The following is a 22086-nucleotide window of genomic DNA, read 5'->3' on the forward strand; positions in this document are numbered from 1 at the left end:
CTATTCGTTGCCGAGTATTTTCAGCATCTGCTTCCGGCCGTTCTCTGCAAGCGCGTGCTCCGGCTGAATATCCAGCGCCTTCTCAAACTGTTCCAGCGCTTTTTCTGCATCACCGCGATAGGCCCATGTGACGCCCAGATTAAACAGCGCATCGGCGTGCTCCGGATCCAGTGCAAGCACAGCTTCGAATTCCGGAACAGCCAGCTCTACTTGTTCTGTCTGAGCCAAAGCCAGACCATATTGAAAGCGGGCCTCTGCATCTGCCGGATTCAGTTCACACGCTCTTGAGAGCGGAGCAAGCGCTCTTCGTGCTTCTCCTGCCTGAAACTGACTCATTCCGAGCATGTAATAAACGTCTGACTGCTCCAATCCCGCTTGAACAGCCTGCTGGTAAACAAGAATCGCATCCTGAAACTTATCCTGGTTGTAATATAAGTTTCCAAGTCCGTAATAAGCCGTGCCTGCTTGGTTGTTCAGTTCAATCGCCTTTTCATAGAAAATCGCTGCCCGCTCTTCTTCATTCACCGCTGCGAGCAAATTACCAAAGTTAATAAACGCCGTGTCATCTTCCGGATTTTCTTCAATCGCTTCATTCAGAAGCTTTGCTGCCTCTTCAATATTTCCATCCTGCATCTCCTGCACTGCTTGTGCGTTTTTGTCCATACCAATACCTGCCTTTCTGTCCTCACTCATTCCAAATGTGCCGCAATCAGATGCTGCTGTTTTCATCTGCACCTGTTAAAGGGAGAAAGGTTCATGACTCATGCCATGAACCTGGTCCTGCGCCGTCAGGAAGACAGTGCAGCTGCTTTATACACCTGATCGATCGTACCCCCGCCAAGACAGACGTCCCCGTCGTAGAAAACGACATACTGGCCTGGTGTCACTGCTCGTTCCGGCTCCTCAAATGTCACATCCGCTGATCCATCTGCGTTCACGGTGACGGTAACCGGCTTGTCCTCCTGCCGGTAGCGGAATTTAGCCGTACAGCTGAATTCCGCTGCCGGTGCAGCTCCGGAAATCCAGTTCACGTGTGCTGCTTGTAAACCTTCGGAATAAAGCAGAGGGTGATGATAGCCCTGACCGACAATCAGCACATTGCGGTCTAAATCTTTATCGACGACAAACCATGGTTCACCTGCACCGCCGATCCCGAGTCCCTGTCGCTGTCCGAGCGTATAATACATGAGTCCTTCATGAGTCCCTTTTTCTTCTCCATCCGGCGTTTCCATCTTTCCGCTTTTAGCCGGCAGAAACTGCATCAAAAACTCTTTGAAGTTGCGCTCTCCAATGAAACAGATGCCGGTGCTGTCTTTTTTAGCTGCAGTCGCAAGCCCTGCGCTGCTCGCGATCTCGCGGACTTCCGGCTTTGGAAGATGTCCGAGCGGGAACATCACTCTGCTCAGCTGCTCCTGGCTCAGCGCGTTGAGGAAATAGGTTTGATCTTTATTCGTGTCTACTCCTTTAAGAAGCTTCACTTCACCGTTTTCCACTGTCTTACGCGCATAGTGGCCGGTCGCAACGTAGTCTGCTCCGAGAGCCATTGCATGATCCAGAAACGCTTTAAATTTAATTTCTTTATTGCACATCACGTCCGGATTTGGCGTTCGGCCTGCTTTATACTCGTCCAGGAAATACGTAAAAACGTTATCCCAGTATTCCTTCTCAAAGTTCACGGTATAATACGGTATTCCGAGCTGATCGGCTACCGCTGCCACGTCCTCGTAATCTTCCGTAGCGGAACAAAATCCGCTGTCATCACTGTCGTCCCAATTTTTCATGAAAATGCCAACGACATCATAGCCCTCTTCTTTCAGAAGGTGGGCCGTAACCGAGGAGTCAACGCCGCCCGACATTCCGACAACTACTCTGATCCCTGTGTTGTCTGCCAAAACAGACACCTCCTTTTTTGAATCCGCTGGCTTCATGCCAGCTCTTTATTAATGGAGCACCTTCATTCGCTGGAGAACCCGTAAAAGGGCCGCTGCTGTTTGCTCCATGTGTGCCTCTGTCGTTCCGAGTCCGAAACTGAACCGGACAGCCGAGCGCCCTCGTTCTGAGTCTCCGTGCATCGCTGTCAACACGTGCGATGCTTCAATGGATCCCGCTGTACAGGCAGACCCGCTGGAAACTGCAATGCCTTCCAAATCCAGATTCATCAGCAGCTGCTCCACGTTAGCGCCGGGAAAGCTTATATTCAGTACATTTGACAGACGTTCATGACGGTGCCCGTTTACGACAAACTCCACGCCTCCCTGCTCGAGATGCGTTAGCAGCAGATGCCGGAACCGTTCTTGTTCAAGCTGTTTCTGCTCCATATTTTCAAGCGCGAGGCGAAGCGCTTCCGCCATTCCTGCTGCTAGCGCCGTGCTCTCTGTCCCTGCCCTGCGCTTTCGTTCCTGTGATCCGCCGTAAAGCAGCGGATCGAGCTGAATACCTTTGCGCACATAAAGAAAGCCGGTGCCGTTTGGGCCGTTGAATTTATGCGCAGAGGCAGCCAGCATATCAATCCCAAGCTCGGTAACGTTCAGCCTCCGCTTTCCAAGAGCCTGAACTGCATCTGTGTGAAAGACAGTCTGATGCTCCTTTAGAAGCGCCGCCGCTTCCTGCACCGGCTGCAGCACCCCTGTTTCGTTATTCGCTGTCATGAGGCTTACGAGTATGGTTTCGTCGGTTAGTGCCTGCTTCAGCTCCTCGAGGCTGATACGGCCTTCGCTGTCGACATCAAGATACGTTACGCGGAAGCCCTCTTTTTCGAGAGCGCCGCAGGCGTGCAAGACACCGTGATGCTCAGTTACAGCAGTAATGAGGTGCCTGCCGAGATGCTGATGCCGTCTTGCATACCCCATAATCGCCAGATTGTCAGCTTCTGTACCGCCGGCCGTGAGCACGATTTCATCTGCAGAAGCTCCAACAGCTTCCGCAAGCACCTTTCTCGACTGCTGCAGCGCTGCTTTAGATTCGCGGCCGAAATGGTGTGTGCTCGACGGGTTTCCGTAAACGCTGGTGAAATACGGCATCATCGCCTCAGCTGCTTTCGGGTGGACCGGTGTCGTAGCAGCATGATCCAGGTAGATCCGTTCCATTCTATTTCTTCCTTTCTATCCGTTACTTACACTAAATATAAAACATGTAGTTATCCTGGCTTCCTTCATCTTTAAAATTCGCCAGGTCATCAAGCGTCGTTGAATCAAGCACGTCTTTTACGGCATCTCTGATTTTAATCCATAAATCCCGCTTTGCCGGCTCTTCATCATCGATGATTTCAACAGGAGTTATCGGTCCTTCCAAAACGCGGATAATATCTCCTGCCGTAATTGTTTCCGGATCTTTTGCGAGCATGTAGCCGCCGTAAGCACCGCGTACACTTTTTACGAGCATGGCATTTCGGAGCGGTGCAATCAGCTGCTCCAGATAATGCTCGGAAAGTGAATGCTCTTTGGCAATCGACTTGAGTGAAATTGGCCCTTCACCATGTTTTTTTGCGAGTGCAATCATTATAGTAAGTCCATAGCGTCCTTTAGTTGATATTTTCAACAGTCATCCCTCTTTCCCTCAGTCTGTTCATCCATTTTGCGCAATAATTTAATGAGAAGCCGGTGATGTGGCCGATCGTCAGACTGAACAAGATTGTCCCGACAAACACTGGACCACCGAGCATCCAGCCGGCAATAAGAACGATTACTTCCATATAAATACGGACTCGTGCAACCGACGCCCCGGTTTTTTCAGAGAGCGCAAGCATCACGCTGTCCCTGGGCCCGGCTCCGCACTGCGGAGAAATATAGAGTCCGATTCCAAATCCCATAATCACAATTCCAGCTGCGAGCATGATCAGCTGAGCCCCGAACATAGCAGGTGTTCCGAGCAAAAACAAAAAGATATCGACAAATATCCCGACAAGCAGCATATTTGCGTAAGCTCCGGCTTTTGGCAGCTCTTTCAACATCACAGAGGCTGCAGCCAGCAGCAAGAAGCCCATGATGATGGTCCACGTTCCGACGGTCAGCCCGAACTGATTCATCAAACCGATATGAAGCACATCCCAAGGAGCGCTTCCCAGCTCCGCTCGAATCATCAGCGCGATTCCGAAGCTCATCACAATAAGGCCTGCCGTAAAAACGCTCCATCGGAAAAAGGAGCTGTCAGCCAGCGGACGATTTCTCAATTGTATCTCCTTCTTCCCCTGATTCTGCAGTCTATTATAGCATGAATCAAAAAACCTTTATATGACGCCATTTGCATTTTATCTGTGTTTCGATAGAATTGCAATGAGACTGCACCTTTGAGTGCGGAAAAGAGGGATGAACATGGATCTTTTTATTCAGCAGGCCGGCCGATCGCCGAAAGGACCGCTTGCTTCCAGAATGAGGCCCGCCACACTGGATGAAATACGCGGCCAGGAGCATATCATTGGAGAAGGCAGGCTTCTTCGCCGGGCGGTGGAAGCAGACAGGCTGTCGGCTATGATTTTCCACGGCCCTCCCGGCACTGGTAAAACGACGATGGCGCGTGTCATTGCGAATACAACATCGGCTGCATTTATACAACTGAATGCCGTTACTGCCGGTGTGAAAGATATTAAAGAAGTTACCGCTGCCGCAAAAGACCGTCTAACCTTTGATGAACGGCAGACGGTACTGTTTATCGATGAGATCCACCGTTTTAATAAAAGTCAGCAGGATGCTCTCCTTCCTCATGTAGAAGACGGAACGGTCATCCTTATTGGTGCCACTACGGAAAACCCGATGTTCGAAGTCAATGATGCTCTCCTGTCGCGATCCAGACTTTTCCGTTTGGAAAGGCTGTCAGACCAAGCAGTTAAGCAAGTACTCGAAGAAGCTCTGGCAGATAAGGAACGGGGCTTTGGTTCCTATGAGATCTACGTAAAGGATGAGGCAATGGACCACCTGATTCAGACAGCGCAGGGAGATGCAAGGACTGCGTTAAACGCACTGGAGCTTGCCGTATTGACGACAAATCCGGATGACACCGGCGCCATCGTGATTAATTTAGAAGCTGCTGAAGAATCAATTCAAAAACGAACGGTTCAGTACGATAAAAAAGGCGATAACCACTATGACACGGTTTCCGCCTTTATCAAAAGCATTCGCGGATCGGACCCCGATGCCACCCTTTACTGGCTTGCTAAAATGATTTATGCAGGTGAAGATCCCCGATTCATCGCAAGACGACTTTACGTGCACGCGGCAGAGGATATCGGTTTGGCCGATCCCAACGCGTTGTTAATCGCAGAAGCAGCCTTTCAGGCGGTGGAGTTTATCGGAATGCCTGAAGCTCGGATTCCATTGGCAGAAGCGGCGCTTTATCTGGCCACTGCCCCTAAAAGCAATGCTGTTATTACAGGCATTGACGAGGCGCTGAAAGCTGTTGAGAAAGAGAAAACTGGCGATGTTCCGCTGCATTTACGAGATGCTCATTACAAAGGAGCCGCCCGGCTCGGACATGGAGAAGGCTATTTGTATCCGCACCACTATGAGCATCACTACGTCGTGCAGCAATACCTGCCCGACCACATGCTCAACCGCCGATTTTATACGCCTTCCATTAACGGCTATGAAAAGACCGTTCAAAAGCGGCTCGACTATTTTGATGCTCGGAAAAAAAGCTGAGCACAAGAAAAAGCTGATTTACTAAAGGCACACAAACCTTAGTAAATCAGCTTTTTTGTTAAAACATAAGAGCCCCATTATGCCGCAGCTGTAACTCGCTTTGAACCTGCCCTGGCAGGTGGGTGCCCTGTCCACAGGGCCGGACGTCCCGACGTTGCGGGCTTGCCCATTCCGGCGGAACCCTCAGGCTCCCAATGTAAAAATGTTGGCTCAAAACCGTCTTTTTACGCGTACATCTCAGGACTCTTATAGTTGCTAACGTTGAGTACGGTTTTATCATAGCGCACGTAAATGGAAAATGCAAGCTATAAGACGAAAAATTCTGTCAATTTATTTCACAAAATGCTGACGGTCCTGACAGATTCCGGCAGCATCGATAACATGCATACGGTTGTTCGGACCGGTTACATCCGAATGGCTATGCTTGATTCATCGGATACAACTTTACGAACAGGAACACTTGACAGCGGATTAGAAAAGCCGGCAGTCGTTCGGCTGCCGGCTCGTCGCTTTCCATTCTTCTCCGTATCAGGCCTATAGTTGGCTTACGATGATTCGCTTGACTGTTTTTCTTTAACAGAAAGATGCAGCTCATCCAGTTTGGCTTGATCCACTGATGATGGAGCATTGGTCAACAGGCAGCCTGCACTCGCTGTTTTCGGAAATGCAATTGTATCCCGGAGATTGTTCCGGTCTGCAAGAATCATGACCAGCCTGTCAAGTCCAAGTGCAATACCGCCGTGCGGAGGCGTTCCATACTCAAACGCGTCCAGCAGGAACCCAAATTGCTCATACGCTTCTTCCTTTGAGAATCCGAGCGCCGCGAACATGTCTTCCTGAAGTCCACGCTCATAAATACGCTGCGAGCCTCCTCCGAGTTCGTATCCGTTCAAGACCAGGTCATACGCTTCTGCCCGCACTTTCTCGGGCGATTCGGTCAGCAGATGCTCATCTTCTTTTACTGGCCGTGTAAACGGATGATGCTCCGCTGCGTAGCGGTCCTCCTCTTCATCGTAGGAGAGCAGCGGGAATTCCGTTACCCAAAGGAAATCAAACGTGCCTGGTTCCACAAGCTCTAAGTCTTTAGCGAATTTCACACGCAGCGCGCCGAGTACATCCCACACGACCTGCAGTTTATCAGCTGCAAACAGCAGAATGTCCTGTGGTTCAGCTTGGAATGACTCTTTTAACGCCTGTGCTTTGTCTGCATCGAAGAACTTTGCGATCGGCCCTTTCAGTTCCCCGGTTTCGTCCACCTTCAGCCAAGCGAGCCCTTTAGCTCCGTAAATGGCCGCAAACGAACTTAGTTCATCGAGATCTTTTCGGGAGTAGTTAGGCGCTTCCGCTTTTACACAGATCCCTTTGACCGCTCCGCCGGAGGCAACCGCTCCTGAAAACACCTTAAAGCTTGTATCCTGAACGATGGCGGAGACATCCTGGAGCTCCATGCCAAAACGGGTATCCGGTTTATCCGAGCCGAACCGGTTCATCGCTTCCTGATAGGTCAGCCGCTTAAACGGAGCTTCGACCTCTGCACCTCTCAGGTCTTTTACGAGCTTTTGCATCATGTTCTCTGTCATTGCAAGCAGCTCTTCCTTTGGCATGAAGGACGCTTCAATATCCACCTGCGTGAATTCCGGCTGGCGGTCTGCACGAAGATCTTCATCACGGAAGCAGCGTGCTATTTGGAAATACCGCTCAAATCCGGAGACCATCAGCAGCTGTTTAAACAGCTGTGGAGACTGTGGCAGCGCATAAAATTCACCATGGTGTACACGGGACGGAACCAGATAATCACGGGCTCCTTCCGGTGTGCTTTTCGTAAGCATCGGTGTCTCCATTTCCATAAAGCTTTGTTCGTCGAGAAAGTCACGAATCAGCTTTGTCGTTCTGCTTCTCAGCTTCATCGTTTCTTGCATGGCAGGACGCCGAAGATCCAAATAGCGGTATTTCAACCTCACATCCTCATTCAGTTCGGCCGTATCCTCTACGACGAAAGGAAGCCCTTTCGCTGCGTTTAATACGCGAATAGCTGTAATCATGACCTCAATCCGGCCCGTCGCTATTTTCGGGTTCACATTTGCTTCGTCCCGTTCCATGACGGTTCCTTCGACTTCGATCACATACTCGCTTCTGACATCTTCTGCCGTCTTGAGTGCCTCCGGATTCTCTTCTCCATTAAACACAATTTGAACTTGTCCGCTGCGGTCGCGTAGATCAATGAAGATCACTTGCCCGAGATCACGGCGTTTTTTCACCCATCCTTGCAGCACGACGCTGCTTCCTGTTAATGCTTCAGACAATTCTCCGCATACGTGTGTTCGTTGTCCCATTACGCTTATTCCCCTTTCAGCCATGCTAACGTTTTTGCTGGTGCCTCTTCGAGACGGACCAGCTGCTGATCTCCGGTTTCCATATCTTTCAACGTGACCTGATTGTCTTTTAGTTCCTCATCGCCGATTAGAAGCACTACCTTCGCTCCCTGCCGGTTCGCCGCCTTCATTTGAGCCTTCATTTTTTTACCTGTATAGTCGGTATCTGCCGCCACGCCAGCCGCCCGTAATCCGTGCAGGAGTTTAGGCACAACGGCTTTAGCCTCGTCGCCGATAGCCGTGATATACGCGTCAAGCGGCGCCTCATCCGTTAGTTGGATACCCTGAACTTCCAGAGCCATAAGAAGTCGCTCAAAGCTCATGGCAAATCCAATTCCCGGCGTTTCCGGTCCGCCAATGTCTTCGACTAAGCCATTGTACCGCCCGCCGCCTGCGAGCGTTGTGATCGCGCCAAATCCTTCTCCGTCCAGCATAATTTCAAACGCTGTGTTGTTGTAGTAATCCAACCCTCTCACGAGTGATGAATCCACCGTGTAATCGAGGCCCATATCGTCCAGGTATCGTTTCACGTCATCAAAATATGCGATTGATTCATCATTCAAGTAATCGAGTATGGAAGGAGCTGTCGAAATCAGCTCGTGATCCCGGTCTTTCTTGCAGTCGAGAATCCGCAGCGGGTTTTTGTGAAGCCGCGTTTGACAATCCTCACAAAACTCCTCAATATGGGTAGCAAAATGTGCAGTCAATGCTTCCCGGTGAGCATTTCTGCTTGCTGTATCCCCGAGACTGTTCACCACAAGGCGAACCTGCTTTAAGCCAAGCTCTTTGTAAATATCCATCGCGAGCGCCATCACCTCTGCATCGACAGCAGGATCGGCGCTGCCAAGCGCCTCGACTCCAAATTGCACAAACTGCCTCATACGTCCGGATTGCGGCCGCTCATAACGGAACATTGGACCGGTGTAGTAAAGCTTTACAGGCTGTTCTACCCAACCGTGCATTTTTTCAGCCACATAGGACCGTACGACCGGAGCAGTTCCCTCTGGCCGAAGCGTTAAACTTCTGCCGCCGCGGTCTTTAAATTCGTACATTTCTTTTTGGACGATATCCGTCGTATCCCCGACCCCTCTTGCAAACAGCTCCGTCTGCTCAAAAATAGGCGTCCGGATTTCCTTGTAATTATACCGGCGGCAGATGTCACGAGCTTTCGCTTCGATCAACTGCCATTTTTCCGCTTCACCGGGGAGAATATCCTGCGTTCCCCGAGGTATTTGAAAAGCCATGCTGAATCCTCCATTCATCTGCGTTTATCTATTATTCTGCGGGCATACAAAAAGACCCCCGTCTCTGACATAGTCAGGGACGGGAGCCTAAACAGCCCGTGGTACCACCCTAGTTGAAGCATACTGCTTCCACTCAAACCGGTTAACGCCCGGAAACGTTTCTGCCTACTGGTCATTCAGCAGAACACCTACGAAGTGTTCGTTCACGGGCACCGGCAGCTGTACTTGCAGCCCAGGGTACAACTTCTCTGAAGCACGGTGTGCTCCCGCTACTTTTCTTCATCACTGGTGTTTTCATCATGTTTTTTTATCATACGAATTACACGGAGTAATGTCAAGTTCCTTTCTCCATGCTGTCGACGATGAGTGTAACCGGTCCATCGTTAGTAAACTGCACGTCCATCATTGCACCGAATACTCCGGTTTCAACGTGGAGGCCATGAACCGAGCGGAGCCGTTCATTGAACGCATGAAAAAGCTGCTCTGCTTCTGCCGGCGGCGCAGCCTGCATGAAGTTCGGCCTTCGTCCTTTTCGGACGTCTCCATAGAGCGTAAACTGTGAAACGGAAAGGATGCTGCCGCCGGTATCACCGACAGACAGATTCATTTTGCCGGCGCTGTCTTCAAAAATACGCAGCCCGGCAATCTTATCAGCCGTATAGACTACATCTTTTTCTTCGTCTGAGTGTGTTACACCGACGAGCAGCATGAGCCCGTGGTCAATTTGGCCATTGAGCTCTCCATCTGCTGTCACAGACGCATCTTTTGCGCGCTGAACGATCACTTTCATGTGCGAAATCCTCCAATCAATGCATCACGCGGCGTACCGTATAGATGTCCGGAATCTGTTTAATGCGATCCACCACTTTTTGCAGGTGAGCCGTATGCTGAATCGATACCGTCATATCTATTCTTGCCATCTTGTTTTTATCTGCTTTTCCCGTCACAGCGTGAATATTTGTCTTTGTTTCTGCTACTGCCTGAAGTACATCGTTTAAGAGGGACCGACGGTCATAGCCAGAAATTTCAATATCCACATCATAATTTTTAGACTGATTCGGCTGTTGCTCCCAATCCACTTCCAAGAGCCTCGCATCTTCTTCCTGCTGAATATTCGGGCAATCTGCACGGTGAATGGAGACGCCGCGCCCTTTTGTTATATAGCCGACGATCTCGTCACCTGGGACGGGATTACAGCATCGGGAAAGACGGATCATCAAATTGTCGATTCCTTTTACCTTTACCCCGGTCTTATCCTTTTTCTGAACAGCTCGCTGATTAGGCTTTAAATCGCCGACGGCTTCGGTAAGCGTTTTGCCTTCTGCCGCGGCTTCCTCCTGCCGGAGCGTATCCGTCAGGCGTGTAACGACCTGGGCCGCTGTAATGCCGTGGTAGCCGACAGCAGCATACATATCCTCTTCTGTCGTAAAGCTGAATTTATCCATCACTCTGGACAAATTGTCTGTCGTAAGCACCTGCTTTGTCGTAAAGCCTTTTTTCTCAATCTCTTTTTCAATGAGGTCTCGCCCTTTTTCAACATTCTCATCGCGCTTTTCCTTTTTAAACCACTGCCTGATCTTGTTTTTCGCATGCGAGCTCTGCGTGATTTTCAGCCAGTCCTGACTCGGGCCGTATGAGTGTTTGGAGGTTAAAATTTCGACGATATCCCCCGTTTTGAGCTGGTGATCAAGGGGAACCATCTTCCCATTCACCTTAGCTCCTATACAGCGGTTGCCAACTTCGGTGTGGATCCGGTAGGCAAAGTCGAGCGGAACCGAGCCTTTCGGAAGCTCCATCACGTCGCCTTTTGGTGAGAATACGAAAACCATGTCGGAAAATAAATCAATCTTCAGTGATTCCATGAATTCCTGCGCATCACTCGTGTTGTTCTGCCATTCGAGAATTTCCCGGAACCAGGACATTTTTGTTTCCAGCGATTCAGCGTCATCCACTGTTTTGCCTTCTTTATAAGCCCAGTGAGCCGCTACACCGAATTCAGCTACTTTATGCATGTCCTCTGAACGGATTTGAACTTCCAAAGGATCACCTTTGGGTCCGATAACCGTCGTATGAAGCGACTGATACATGTTTGCTTTTGGCATCGCAATATAGTCTTTAAACCGCCCCGGCATCGGCTTCCACTGTGTATGGATAGTCCCCAGCACGGCATAGCAGTCTTTAATGCTTTTTACCACGATCCGAATGGCGAGCAGATCGTAAATTTCGTTAAACTGCTTGTTCTGCAGCACCATTTTACGGTAAATGCTGTAAATATGCTTGGCACGACCATGAATATCCGCTTCGATCTGCATGCCTGCAAGCCGGTCCTTTAACAGCTCCTGCACCTCTTCAATGTAGCTCTCACGCTCCACGCGCTTCTTTTTCATTAAGTTCACGATCCGGTAGTACTGCTGCGGATTCAGATAGCGGAGCGACGTATCCTCCAGCTCCCATTTAATCTTGGATATACCGAGGCGGTGGGCAAGCGGCGCAAAAATCTCCAGTGTTTCGTTTGAGATTCTCCGCTGTTTTTCCGGAGGCAGATGCTTGAGAGTCCGCATATTATGAAGCCGGTCAGCAAGCTTAATGAGAATCACACGGATGTCCTTAGCCATCGCAACGAACATTTTCCTGTGATTTTCCGCCTGCTGCTCTTCCTTGGACTTATATTTAATCTTCCCGAGCTTCGTCACCCCGTCGACGAGCATGGCAACCTGCTCACCAAACTTCTGCTCGATTTCTTCCAGACCGATATCCGTGTCTTCAACGACGTCATGCAGAAAAGCCGCCGCTACTGTATCCGGGTCCATCCCGAGATCGACAAGTATGCCCGCTACCTGAACGGGATGCCAGATATACGGCTCACCCGAACGTCTGTACTGTTCCCGGTGGGCATACCTTGCCAGTTCATAGGCCTCCCGCAGAAACGCTGTATCGTCTGCGGATAAATATTCTGCAGCTTTTTCAAGTACTTGTTCACTGGTCATGGAATCACCCTGCATTTTCTTTAGAGATTTCCGGGAAGTTCCTGCTGGGAGCGGCGTCACTCCGGCATATACCGGTTTGTCGAATTAACTCGATTATATACTATATCGGCCCGCATTTATACGGTCCTGCATAGAGATTATGTAACAAGAAAGCGACAAGGTTCTGTTAAAAAAGAACCTGCCGCTCGAATGCTCATTAATATGTCATGAGCGTAAATACGTCGTACTCTTTCAGACGGTCAGCCCCGTCAAGATAGCTCAGCTCGATCATGAAGGCGATCCCCGCCACAACGCCGCCCATTTTTTCAACCATTTTGATGGTTGCTTCGATGGTGCCTCCGGTTGCAAGCAGATCATCTGTAATCAGAACACGCTGACCCGGCTTAATGGACCCTTTATGAATATTAAGGGAATCTTTACCATATTCAAGTCCATAATCGACTTCCAGCACTTCCCGAGGCAGTTTACCTGCCTTACGAACTGGCACAAAGCCTTTGCCAAGTGCTACGGCAATCGGACATCCGACTACAAATCCGCGTGCTTCTGGACCGACGATAACATCAATGTCCCGGCCGTATGCGAACTCTGTCATCGCTTCAATTGCTTTTTTATATGCTTCTCCATTTTCCATCAGCGTCGTAATATCCTTAAAGCGGATACCTTCTTTTGGAAAATCTTCTACTACTGTTACGTACTGCTTAAAATCCATTCGTTTTTTCCTCCTAACGGCTGTGCGTCTCCACACTTGCCGTATTCGTCATCTGATCCAGCTGTTTTTTCAGGGAGCGGTACGTTGAGTAGCAAAGCTCCTGCTGAATATTTGTTTTTTCCAGTCTGGAAGTGTAAAGCTCTGATTCCGACAAATCCCGTTTCTCAGGACGGTCGTTAACAGAAATAACACCATCGTTTATTTTAACAAATCCGAGCTCAAAAAACACGTTTGACATGAAAGAAATCATTGATTCGCTCCAACCCTTGTGAACGGCGAGCTTTTTCAAGTGCTGATTCATATCAAATGATCCGCGTTTTTGAAGAAATGCGTAATACCATTTAAATTGATCACGCGAGGGAGCCGGTGAAAAAAAGTAATCATTCTCATCATGGAACACGACATCAAGCTGCTCAAGTGATGTGAGCTGCTGCATAACGGTTCGCAGCTGTTTCATGGAGTCCGGAGTATCATACAGCGTAACATGTGACGCTTTTGCGAGAACGGGAGCTGCTTCTTCCGGATTCGCACAGCAGACCGTTTCCCACGTATCCGGCGTTTCTGCAGGAGCCGATTCGCTGAAATGCACGAGGACGCGAGGCTCCGTTTGCTTGGTTAAATACTGACGGCTGCCCCGGTGATCAAACAGCTGCCACTCATCAATCTTTATATCCTCTACGATCATCTGCGGTTTCACGCGTCCATTCCATTCATTGATGGAAAGTTTGCCGACAGCAGAAAGTGCAGCCAGAGGCGAAATAGACTTCTCTGCCGCTCCCATTCGAAAGGCGATCACGTCCAGCGAGGAGCTGTGATCACTGTTCGTAAGCGTCAGCTTTAAATGATCTTTTGTAGAACCGATCACCTTCGCCTGCTCCACTAATGCACGTCGGATCAGGATTTTTGGCGCAGGATTCCCCATGCCGAAGGGAGCCATAGCAGCCAGATCCTGAATTGTTTTTACACTGATTTCATCAACAGAAACTTCGAGATCGACGTGAATTTTCTTCAGATAATCTTCTGCTGTTAACGTTTCTTCAGCAATTTGAATGAGGCCGCTGCGTAAGCTGTCGATATCCTTTCGCTCCATCGTTAATCCAGCCGCCATCGGATGTCCGCCAAAATGAGGCAGGAGATCCCGGAATTTAGAAAGAGACTGAAACATGTCAAAGCCCTCGATGCTTCTCGCAGAACCTTTTGCCGTCTTTCCGTCTTCAAGCAGGCTGAGCACGATTGTCGGACGATAAAACCGCTCGACAAGCCGGCTGGCTACAATCCCGATCACTCCTGGATTCCATCCTTCTCCTGCAACAATGATTACGGGCGGAACACCTTGCTCTTCTACTTTCTGCTCTGCTTCAGCAGCAATTTCTTTCACAAGCTCCTGCCGTTCCCGATTCAGCCCATCAATCATACTAGCTGTATCCTCTGCTTCGCTTGGATCCTGCGTCAGAAGCAGTTCTACGGCAGGGTCAGCGGAATCAAGCCTGCCTGCAGCATTCAGACGAGGTCCGATGACAAAGCCAACTGTTTCTTCATCCAGCTCATCGCGGCTCGTGCCGGCTGCCTTCAACAAGGCTTCCAGTCCGGGACGGAGGCGCCCCTGCATAGCCTTCAGTCCCTCGGCTGCCAGAATTCGGTTCTCGTCCTCTAAAGGCACTAAATCGGCGATGGTTCCGACCGCTGCAAGATCAAAAAATTCGTTTGGAAGCCGCCCGAGCAAGGCCTGTGCTACTTTAAAAGCGACGCCGACACCGGCCAGCTCCTTAAATGGATACCCGCAGTCTTCCTGCTTAGGATTGATGACAGCAAAGCCATCAGGCAGTGCCGGCGGCGGCTCGTGATGGTCTGTAATGATTAAGTCGACACCCAGCTTTTTAGCAGCATCAGCTTCCTTCACACCAGAAATGCCGGTATCAACTGTGATAATCAAGGTGACACCTTCTTCGGCAGCTTGTTTAAACGCAGGTTCGTTCGGGCCGTAGCCTTCAGTAAACCGGTTTGGGACATACCAGGCTGCCTCGGCTCCAGCGAGCGTCAATGCTGTATATAAAAGAGACGTGCTGGTAACGCCATCAGCATCATAATCTCCAAAAACAAGAATGCGTTCCTTATCCATGATCGCTTTATGTATGCGGTTTACTGCTTTTTCCATATCTTTCATAAGAAATGGATCATGCAGTTGTTCCGTTGTACCTTTTAAAAACAGCTGAATTTGTTCATCTGTTTCAAAACCCCGCTGCACTAGAAATTTAGCGGCTATAGAGGTTAGTCCTGTTCGCTGCTGAACGTCCTGGACCGGTCCGTCTGCGGGATTCGTAATTATCCATTTGGATGATGAATGAAGCATCTGTATTCCCCCTGACTTGTACATTATACATAAGCTGCCGGTTGGAAACAAACCTGTCAAGAGTCCCGGATTGACGCCTCCTGCTTCTGAACAGGTAATACGATGGATGTTTACGAAGCTCCATTTTTCAGTCCGGCTTTTTGGCAGGTTAAGCACCCCCGATCAGAGTTTGCCTGTTTTTGATTCAAGTGCAATGCGGATCCAGGGGGGATCGCTGCAACAGCATCACCTAATTAACAATGAAAAGCCGCTTCGACATCCGGTCGAAGCGGCTTTATCTGAATTTAACATAAGGTTACTCGATGTGTGCGAAGAGATGCGCCTTATTTACCTGCCTCAGGTGCTGGAGGCGGATCATTCTTTTTCCGGTCTTTTCTGCGCTTTTGATTGTCTTTATCGGACGCTTCCCGCTCCTGCTTCAGCTGCTTTATTTCCTGTTGCAGCTGGTAAATCTTATACATGCCGACTAAGCCGGCAGTCACTGCCCCCATCAGAACAGACGCTAAAATAACCAGTACGAGCGGCCAGTCCCCCTGACCAAAGAGAAAGTTAACTTCTACAGGATCGACGTTAATAACAGCGAAAATTGCAATGATCAGGATCACAATCAGTCCTGCAATTAAACCCCATTGCCCTTTCATAGCTTTTCCTCCTCTGAGCTTGGATTAATATGTACACGGACATCGTGAACATACCCCGCTTCAATCAGCTTGCGTTTGACCTGCTTGCCGATCGCGTGACCAGCTTCGACCGTGATGTAAGGATCGACAGAAACTTTAATATCAATAATCACATAGTAACCGTGCTCTCTCGCCAGCAGTTCATCCACGTTGACAACGCCTTCAACAGAGGCAGCTGCTTCATACATCCAGACTGTATCTTCATCATGAAGCACATGATCCATTGACTGGTGTATCGCTTCAGAACCAAGACTCCATCCCATTTTCATGATTAGCAGCGCGACGACAATGGTAGCTGCCGGATCTGCATAAACCGCTGCTTCAATACCGGCCGCAGACCCAAATACTGCTGCCCCGGCACCGATTAACACAGCCAAAGACGACAGAACATCGCTGCGGTGATGCCAGGCGTCTGTGATTAAAGCATCGCTTTTATACTTTTTACCCAATCTTACTTTATATTGAAACATCGCCTCTTTCACAACAATGGAAAACAACGCTGCATAAACAGCAGCCTGACCCGGAACGGGCACTTCCTGAAAGAAAGCCTGACCTGCACTGAAAGCTACTTCTATTCCGACGACAAAGAGCAGGACAGAAACGATAATAGCAGTGACCGTTTCCGCCTTGCCGTGACCGTAAGGATGATCTTCATCGGGCGGCTGCTGAGCGGCCCTGACCCCGATCAGCACCGCGATCGAGCTGACGACATCAGCGGCGGAGTGGAGTGCATCTGCTGTGAGGGCCCTGCTGTCTGCTACTGTGCCGACAATTCCTTTTACAGTTGCTAACACAGCATTTCCAGCGATACCGATCCAAGCTCCAAGCTGCACTTTTTTATAGCGAACGTCTCCGTCATCCAGCATGCCAGTTCCTCCTGTTCAAGCGACGATACCCCCGGATACAGTTCCGGGGGCGGAATTTCTTTATGTTGTGCTGTTTTCCTGCAGAGCCAGTTTTCGCTCTTCCTCAGCCTGTTTGGCTAGTTTTCGCTTGATGCTGCGGTACTTCATGATGCACCACAGCTGAGCTGCAATGAAGAGGGAGGAATAGGTTCCAGCTGCAAGACCAACGACAAGCGCCAGTGAGAAGACTCTCAGACCATCTCCGCCAAAAACGAGCAGCGCTCCTGCTGCAAAAACAACCGTCAGCACGGTGTTAATCGAACGGGCCAGCGTCTGCACGAGGCTTTTATTTACGACTTGGGCGAGCTTTTCGAAAGTTTCTACTTTTTCTTCACGCTCCATGTTTTCCCTGATCCGGTCAAAGGTGACGATCGTATCATTGATCGAATAACCTATGATCGTAAGCACCGCCGCAATAAACGGAATGTTCACTTCCATTTGTAAAATCGCAAAAACGGTGATGATAAACAGCGCATCATGAAACAGAGCGACGATGGCAGCAATCCCATATAAAAGCTCAAATCGGATGGTTACGTAGATAATGATCCCGACGGTTGCGATTAACACAGAAATAATCGCGTTTTGCGCTAGCTCCTGACCTACGATAGGAGAAACTGTGCTTACATTTGGCACCGCCCCGTACTCTTCTTCAAAATGAGACTGAATCTGCAGTGATTCCTGCTGATCAAGGCCGCCGATAAAAGAGGCCCGGCCGATCTCGTTATTATCTCCGGCCAGGACAACATCGTCCGGCTCAAACCCTATTGACTGAAATTCGTTTTCAATTTCTTCGGCAGTAACTGCTTCCTCTGTCAGCACATCAACCGTCGTTCCGCTTTCAAAGTCGATGCCTAAATTGAGTCCCATCGTTGCCAGCAGAATAATCCCTGTCAGTAAAAAAGCGAGAGAGATGCCGAAAAACGTTTTCCGATGACGGACGAAGTCCAGCTTCGACGTTTCATGATCAAAGTTCACGAATCTCACGCTCCTTTACTCCAAAAAGCTTCTGCTTGCGGTTCAGCGCCCTGCTGTTTACCCAGAGACCCAGCAACAGCCTGGCACCGAACACGGCCGTGACAAAGCTTGTCAGGATGCTCACGATCAGCATGACGGCAAAGCCCTGTACAGCGCTGGTACCGAAATAAAACAGTACGCCTGCTGCAAGAATGGTCGTGATGTTCGCATCGAGAATCGTCGACAGCGACCTTCTGCTCCCTGCTTTAAAGGCGCTCATCACCGATCGTCCGTAGCGGAGTTCATCCTTTATCCGCTCAAACGTAATAATATTCGCATCGACAGCCATCCCGACACCAAGTATTAAGGCCGCGATTCCCGGAAGCGTGAGAACAGCGTTCAGCCAGTTAAAGATGACAAGCACCAGGTAAATGTACGCGCTGAGCGTAAGCACAGCGATCATTCCCATAAACCGGTAATAGAGAAGCATATAGCCGAAAATAAGCGCAATCCCAATGAAGCCTGCATATACGGCAAGCTCCATCGACTGTTCTCCAAGCTGCGCCCCGACAGAGTTCAGCTGAAGCTCCTCCAGCTCAACCGGCAGTGCTCCTGCATTCAAAATACCTGCGAGATCGGCCGCAGATTCCTGTGTAAAATCTCCGGTTATCATGACGTCGCGGGATTGGATCCGTTCGTCGACGCTTGGTGCTGAGACGATTTTAGAGTCTTCCCGCTGCATTTCTTCTTCGTACGAATCGCCTTCCTCATAGTCCAGCCAGATAACGAGTCGATTATCCGGAAACGGGCGCTGTGAGATTTCTTCCGTAATTTCACCGAACAAATTCGCATCATCCACGGTAACAGTCACAATCGGCTCGTTCGTCTGTTCCCTGAAGTTTTGACGAGCTCCGCCTTCTACCAAGTCAGAGCCATCCATTTTCAACTCGTCGTCTGTATCGCGGAATTCAAGTCGTGCCTGTGTGGACAGAAGCTCGCGCGCCTGCTCCTGATCATCTACTCCGGCGAGCTGTACGCGGATCCGGTCGTCCCCTTCGATATTAATACTCGGTTCTGACACGCCGAGCACGTCAATTCGCGCATTCAGTGCACTGACCGTATCTGTCAGCAGTTCACGGTTAATTTCTGTTCCTTCTTCCCCATCGAGAGGCTGCACTTCATACAGCACTTCGAAACCACCCTGGAGATCCAGACCAAGACTGATATCATCGACGTGATCCATAACGTTGGAGGCAATTAAAATTCCAAGCGCTGTAATGATCACGAAAAAGAGTGCGATCAGACTGCTGCGAACTCCCTTTCTTCTCTTAGCCAATGCCATGTCCTCCTTCTATCCATTCCGCACAAGCCTTATGTACGGCGGAACATCTGCCTCATTATAGCCAGTCGTTTTCCAGCCTGTCAATGAAGCATATCTTAAAGATCTTTCAGTGAAAAACTGCCTTTCGATGTAAACCAGTCGTCTGCTTTATACGCACCCACGGTCAGCTGCGTCATATAATCGGAAGCAGAGGTTTTAAACAGCTCCGCTGTGATCCAGTGCAGCCGGATGCTGTCCGGAATATCACTTTTTCGCTTCATCTTTTCCTTAAACGTATTCCAGACCTCTTCTTCTGTCACCTGTTCATGACCATATATGCGCCATTCTTCAGCTTTACTCACAAGCACAGGTCCGAGCTTTTCTTTCCACACATCCCATTGTTCTTCCATGGACGTTCTCCTCCTGTCAGGGCTGTTTTAAACTCAGTATATATGCTGCAGAAGCACCGGCAGCAAACGTTGCCAGGCTCATAAAGTCATTTCCGGCTCCAAAGCCGGGATAAATCGTAAAGACAGATCCAGTGATTAAACCGATAATGGCGGCATAAACACCCGCCGGATAATGCTGAAACAAATACTTAATTGCTTTGCTGCTCAAAATAAATCCTGTTACAACCCCTGCTCCAACGACTGCGATCACCGCAAAGTCAGGATTCGTGACAGAAAGGGCATTGGTAGCCGTATGGTAGACACCAAACAGCAGCAGAACAAATGCGCCGCTCACCCCGGGAAGGAGCATGGCCATACTGGCTGCCCATCCGGCAATAAAGAAGAGCCAGGCGTTACCTGCTGTCACTTCTATAATACCGGTTTCAGCGGCTCGCTGTGCAGTGTCGCCAATATACATAGCCCCTGCCGCAGTAAACAGCATCATCGCAAAATGGAATGGGCGAAACGAGCGGGAGGCTTCCGATTGTTTAATAAGCAGCGGAATGACACCGATCAGGAGCCCGGTAAATAAAAAGTTCGTTTCCTGAAAATAATTGCTCAAAAAATAATTCATGACGCCGGCGAGCAGTACAATCGCTGTTCCCATTCCTGCCGCAAGCGGAACAAGAAAACCGAGATGCCTGCTCCAGTCTCTGCTGAAAAAACCGCTGATTGCGCTGATAAAATCGCGGTAAATACCCAGTATCAATGCCATTGTTCCTCCACTTACGCCGGGTATGATATCGCAAATACCCATCATTGCGCCGCGGTACAAGTTTTTCCAATGCAAGATGCATAACTCCTTTATGTGTGACCGAAATGAGCCGGCAAAAGCCGTATGTATGGATCGGAGGATGCTGTTCCCGGACGATGAAGCGATCCCCGGGAACAGCATCCGCAAGCCAGATTATAAAAAAGGGAGCCCGCTCTGATACTTCAAGCAGGCGCCCTTACTCATCAATCCTGATTTGTTACTTCACGGACCGCCTGACGGTCAAACGTCAGCTTGTTCGCTCCGTCAACGTCTACAACAATACGATCTTCATCGATCGCATCAATCGTGCCGTGCAGACCGCCGATTGTAATAATTTTATCTCCCTTTTGCAGAGAAGCGTGCATCTGCTGCACTTTCTTTTGACGCTTCTGCTGAGGTCGGATCAGCAGGAAATAAAAAATAGCGAACATTAAAATTAATGGAATTAACGCCCCAAGTACATCCAAGTTCTTCACTCCCTTCTCCCATAAACGGCAGAAACCGATGTTTCTGCTTCGAAAACGACAGGACAGTATCCCAAAGTCTATTGTGCCCGAGTAACCGGTTAAAATCAATAAATAATATGTGTCTAAAAGTTTTTTGCATCCGCCTTGTTAAAGCCGTAGCTTTCGAAAAACGCTTCCCTGAAATCAAGCAGCCGGTCTTCCCGGATCGCCTGACGGACATTTTCCATGAGCGTAAGCAGGAAGTGCAGGTTGTGGTAAGAGCAGAGTCGCAGTCCCAGTGTTTCATTGGACTTGATTAAGTGACGAATGTACGCACGTGAATAAGAAGCGCACACTTTACAACTGCAGTTTTCATCGAGCGGTCTGAAATCCCGGGCAAATTTAGCATTTCGCACGACGAGTCTGCCGCTGCTCGTCATGAGCGTGCCATTCCGTGCGATTCGGGTGGGCAGCACACAGTCAAACATATCAATGCCGCGGATCGCACCATCAATAAGGGAATCCGCAGAACCAACGCCCATCAGATACCTTGGCTTGTCATCTGGAAGGTACGGCGTCGTTTCCTCCAATACCCGGTTCATCATGTCTTTTGGTTCCCCAACAGAAAGTCCTCCGATTGCATAACCAGGGAAATCAAGGGAGGTGAGGTCTTTGGCACTTTGCTTGCGCAGGTCTGCATATTCTCCGCCTTGAACGATGCCAAACAATCCCTGATCATCCCGGCCATGTGCCTTTAAGCAACGTTCGGCCCAGCGGCTTGTACGTTCTACTGAGGCCTTCATGTATGAATGTTCTGCCGGATAGGGGGGACACTCATCAAACGCCATCATGATATCAGGGCCAAGCGCATTCTGAATCTGCATTGATTTTTCAGGTGTCAGAAACAGCTTTTCTCCACTGAGGTGATTACGGAACTGCACGCCCTCTTCCGTAATATTACGCAAGTCGCTCAAGCTGAAGACTTGGAACCCGCCGGAATCAGTCAATATTGGACGATCCCAATTCATAAATGCATGCAGTCCCCCGGCTTCCTCAATAATATCTTCTCCAGGCCGGAGCCATAGGTGATACGTATTGCTCAAGATGATCTGCGCGTTCATCTCGATCAGTTCATCCGGGCTCATCGTTTTGACGGTCGCCAGTGTCCCGACTGGCATAAAGATCGGTGTTTCAAACGTACCGTGCGGCGTGTGTACTTTACCGAGTCGGGCTCCGGACTGCTTGCACGTTTTAATGTGTTCATATGTTACGGCTGGCATGA

20 protein-coding genes, 1 other RNA gene and 1 other annotated feature are annotated in these 22086 nt (G+C 49.6%); of the genes, 1 reads left to right on the forward strand and 20 read right to left on the reverse strand.

Features of this window, described 5'->3' with window-relative positions; genetic code table 11:
• From ACFO4L_RS16745 to ACFO4L_RS16765, 5 genes are all read right to left on the reverse strand, one after another.
• On the reverse strand, nt 1-663 hold the full coding sequence (locus ACFO4L_RS16745; RefSeq protein WP_377910811.1) for a tetratricopeptide repeat protein: 663 nt from the start codon (nt 661-663) through the stop codon (nt 1-3).
• Between the two features lie 125 nt (nt 664-788).
• On the reverse strand, nt 789-1892 hold the full coding sequence (gene mnmA, locus ACFO4L_RS16750) for a tRNA 2-thiouridine(34) synthase MnmA (RefSeq protein ID WP_377910812.1): 1104 nt from the start codon (nt 1890-1892) through the stop codon (nt 789-791).
• 48 nt (nt 1893-1940) lie between these two features.
• On the reverse strand, nt 1941-3086 hold the full coding sequence (locus tag ACFO4L_RS16755; RefSeq protein WP_377910813.1) for a cysteine desulfurase family protein: 1146 nt from the start codon (nt 3084-3086) through the stop codon (nt 1941-1943).
• 31 nt (nt 3087-3117) lie between these two features.
• Nucleotides 3118-3537 (reverse strand): cysteine metabolism transcriptional regulator CymR, encoded by a 420-nt coding sequence (cymR, locus tag ACFO4L_RS16760; protein ID WP_377910814.1) that lies wholly within the window; start codon nt 3535-3537, stop codon nt 3118-3120.
• The gene (locus ACFO4L_RS16765; protein WP_377910815.1) at nt 3521-4168 is read right to left on the reverse strand and encodes a YczE/YyaS/YitT family protein; all 648 of its coding nucleotides are present in this window, start codon (nt 4166-4168) and stop codon (nt 3521-3523) included. The genes cymR and ACFO4L_RS16765 overlap by 17 nt, the downstream gene beginning before the upstream one ends.
• Nucleotides 4169-4310: 142 nt before the next feature.
• On the opposite strand from ACFO4L_RS16765, the gene ACFO4L_RS16770 reads away from it, so the two are divergent.
• Entirely contained in the window at nt 4311-5633 is a 1323-nt protein-coding gene (locus tag ACFO4L_RS16770) for an AAA family ATPase (protein ID WP_377910816.1), read from the forward strand.
• Nucleotides 5634-5700: 67 nt separating this feature from the next.
• On the opposite strand, the gene ssrS is transcribed toward ACFO4L_RS16770, so the two are convergent.
• The 15 genes from ssrS to tgt all read right to left on the reverse strand — a co-directional run bounded on the left by ssrS (nt 5701) and on the right by tgt (nt 22084).
• Nucleotides 5701-5880, reverse strand: a non-coding RNA gene (gene ssrS, locus ACFO4L_RS16775) — 6S RNA.
• 298 nt (nt 5881-6178) lie between these two features.
• Nucleotides 6179-7966 (reverse strand): aspartate--tRNA ligase, encoded by a 1788-nt coding sequence (gene aspS / locus ACFO4L_RS16780; protein WP_377910817.1) that lies wholly within the window; start codon nt 7964-7966, stop codon nt 6179-6181.
• Nucleotides 7967-7971: 5 nt separating this feature from the next.
• On the reverse strand, nt 7972-9249 hold the full coding sequence (gene hisS, locus ACFO4L_RS16785) for a histidine--tRNA ligase (RefSeq protein ID WP_377910818.1): 1278 nt from the start codon (nt 9247-9249) through the stop codon (nt 7972-7974).
• 72 nt (nt 9250-9321) lie between these two features.
• Nucleotides 9322-9544, reverse strand: a binding site (T-box leader).
• Nucleotides 9545-9583: 39 nt separating this feature from the next.
• Nucleotides 9584-10039, reverse strand: coding sequence for a D-aminoacyl-tRNA deacylase (gene dtd / locus ACFO4L_RS16790; RefSeq protein WP_377910819.1), 456 nt, complete (start codon nt 10037-10039; stop codon nt 9584-9586).
• A 16-nt stretch (nt 10040-10055) separates the two neighbouring features.
• Nucleotides 10056-12251 (reverse strand): RelA/SpoT family protein, encoded by a 2196-nt coding sequence (locus ACFO4L_RS16795; protein WP_377910956.1) that lies wholly within the window; start codon nt 12249-12251, stop codon nt 10056-10058.
• A 181-nt stretch (nt 12252-12432) separates the two neighbouring features.
• Nucleotides 12433-12945, reverse strand: coding sequence for an adenine phosphoribosyltransferase (locus ACFO4L_RS16800; RefSeq protein ID WP_377910820.1), 513 nt, complete (start codon nt 12943-12945; stop codon nt 12433-12435).
• Between the two features lie 13 nt (nt 12946-12958).
• Nucleotides 12959-15295, reverse strand: a complete 2337-nt coding sequence (recJ, locus tag ACFO4L_RS16805) for a single-stranded-DNA-specific exonuclease RecJ (RefSeq protein WP_377910821.1) — start codon at nt 15293-15295, stop codon at nt 12959-12961.
• A 323-nt stretch (nt 15296-15618) separates the two neighbouring features.
• Nucleotides 15619-15936, reverse strand: a complete 318-nt coding sequence (locus tag ACFO4L_RS16810; RefSeq protein ID WP_377910822.1) for a LapA family protein — start codon at nt 15934-15936, stop codon at nt 15619-15621.
• A complete protein-coding gene (locus tag ACFO4L_RS16815; RefSeq protein ID WP_377910823.1) occupies nt 15933-16841 on the reverse strand; it encodes a cation diffusion facilitator family transporter in 909 nt (302 codons plus the stop codon). The genes ACFO4L_RS16810 and ACFO4L_RS16815 overlap by 4 nt, the downstream gene beginning before the upstream one ends.
• A gap of 60 nt (nt 16842-16901) precedes the next feature.
• Nucleotides 16902-17864, reverse strand: a complete 963-nt coding sequence (secF, locus tag ACFO4L_RS16820) for a protein translocase subunit SecF (protein WP_377910824.1) — start codon at nt 17862-17864, stop codon at nt 16902-16904.
• Nucleotides 17845-19170, reverse strand: a complete 1326-nt coding sequence (gene secD, locus ACFO4L_RS16825; RefSeq protein WP_377910825.1) for a protein translocase subunit SecD — start codon at nt 19168-19170, stop codon at nt 17845-17847. The genes secF and secD overlap by 20 nt, the downstream gene beginning before the upstream one ends.
• A gap of 101 nt (nt 19171-19271) precedes the next feature.
• Nucleotides 19272-19565 (reverse strand): post-transcriptional regulator, encoded by a 294-nt coding sequence (locus ACFO4L_RS16830; RefSeq protein ID WP_377910826.1) that lies wholly within the window; start codon nt 19563-19565, stop codon nt 19272-19274.
• A 16-nt stretch (nt 19566-19581) separates the two neighbouring features.
• Nucleotides 19582-20394 carry a DUF368 domain-containing protein gene (locus tag ACFO4L_RS16835; RefSeq protein ID WP_377910827.1) on the reverse strand — a complete coding sequence of 271 codons (813 nt, stop codon included), beginning with the start codon at nt 20392-20394 and terminating at the stop codon, nt 19582-19584.
• Nucleotides 20395-20561: 167 nt separating this feature from the next.
• The gene (yajC, locus tag ACFO4L_RS16840; RefSeq protein WP_377910957.1) at nt 20562-20825 is read right to left on the reverse strand and encodes a preprotein translocase subunit YajC; all 264 of its coding nucleotides are present in this window, start codon (nt 20823-20825) and stop codon (nt 20562-20564) included.
• Between the two features lie 122 nt (nt 20826-20947).
• A complete protein-coding gene (tgt, locus tag ACFO4L_RS16845) occupies nt 20948-22084 on the reverse strand; it encodes a tRNA guanosine(34) transglycosylase Tgt (RefSeq protein WP_377910828.1) in 1137 nt (378 codons plus the stop codon).
• Nucleotides 22085-22086: the final 2 nt, after the last annotated feature.

Origin of the sequence: Bacillus daqingensis (genome assembly GCF_042654445.1) — a bacterium.
Classification (GTDB): Bacteria; Bacillota; Bacilli; order Bacillales; family Salisediminibacteriaceae; genus Alkalicoccus; species Alkalicoccus luteus.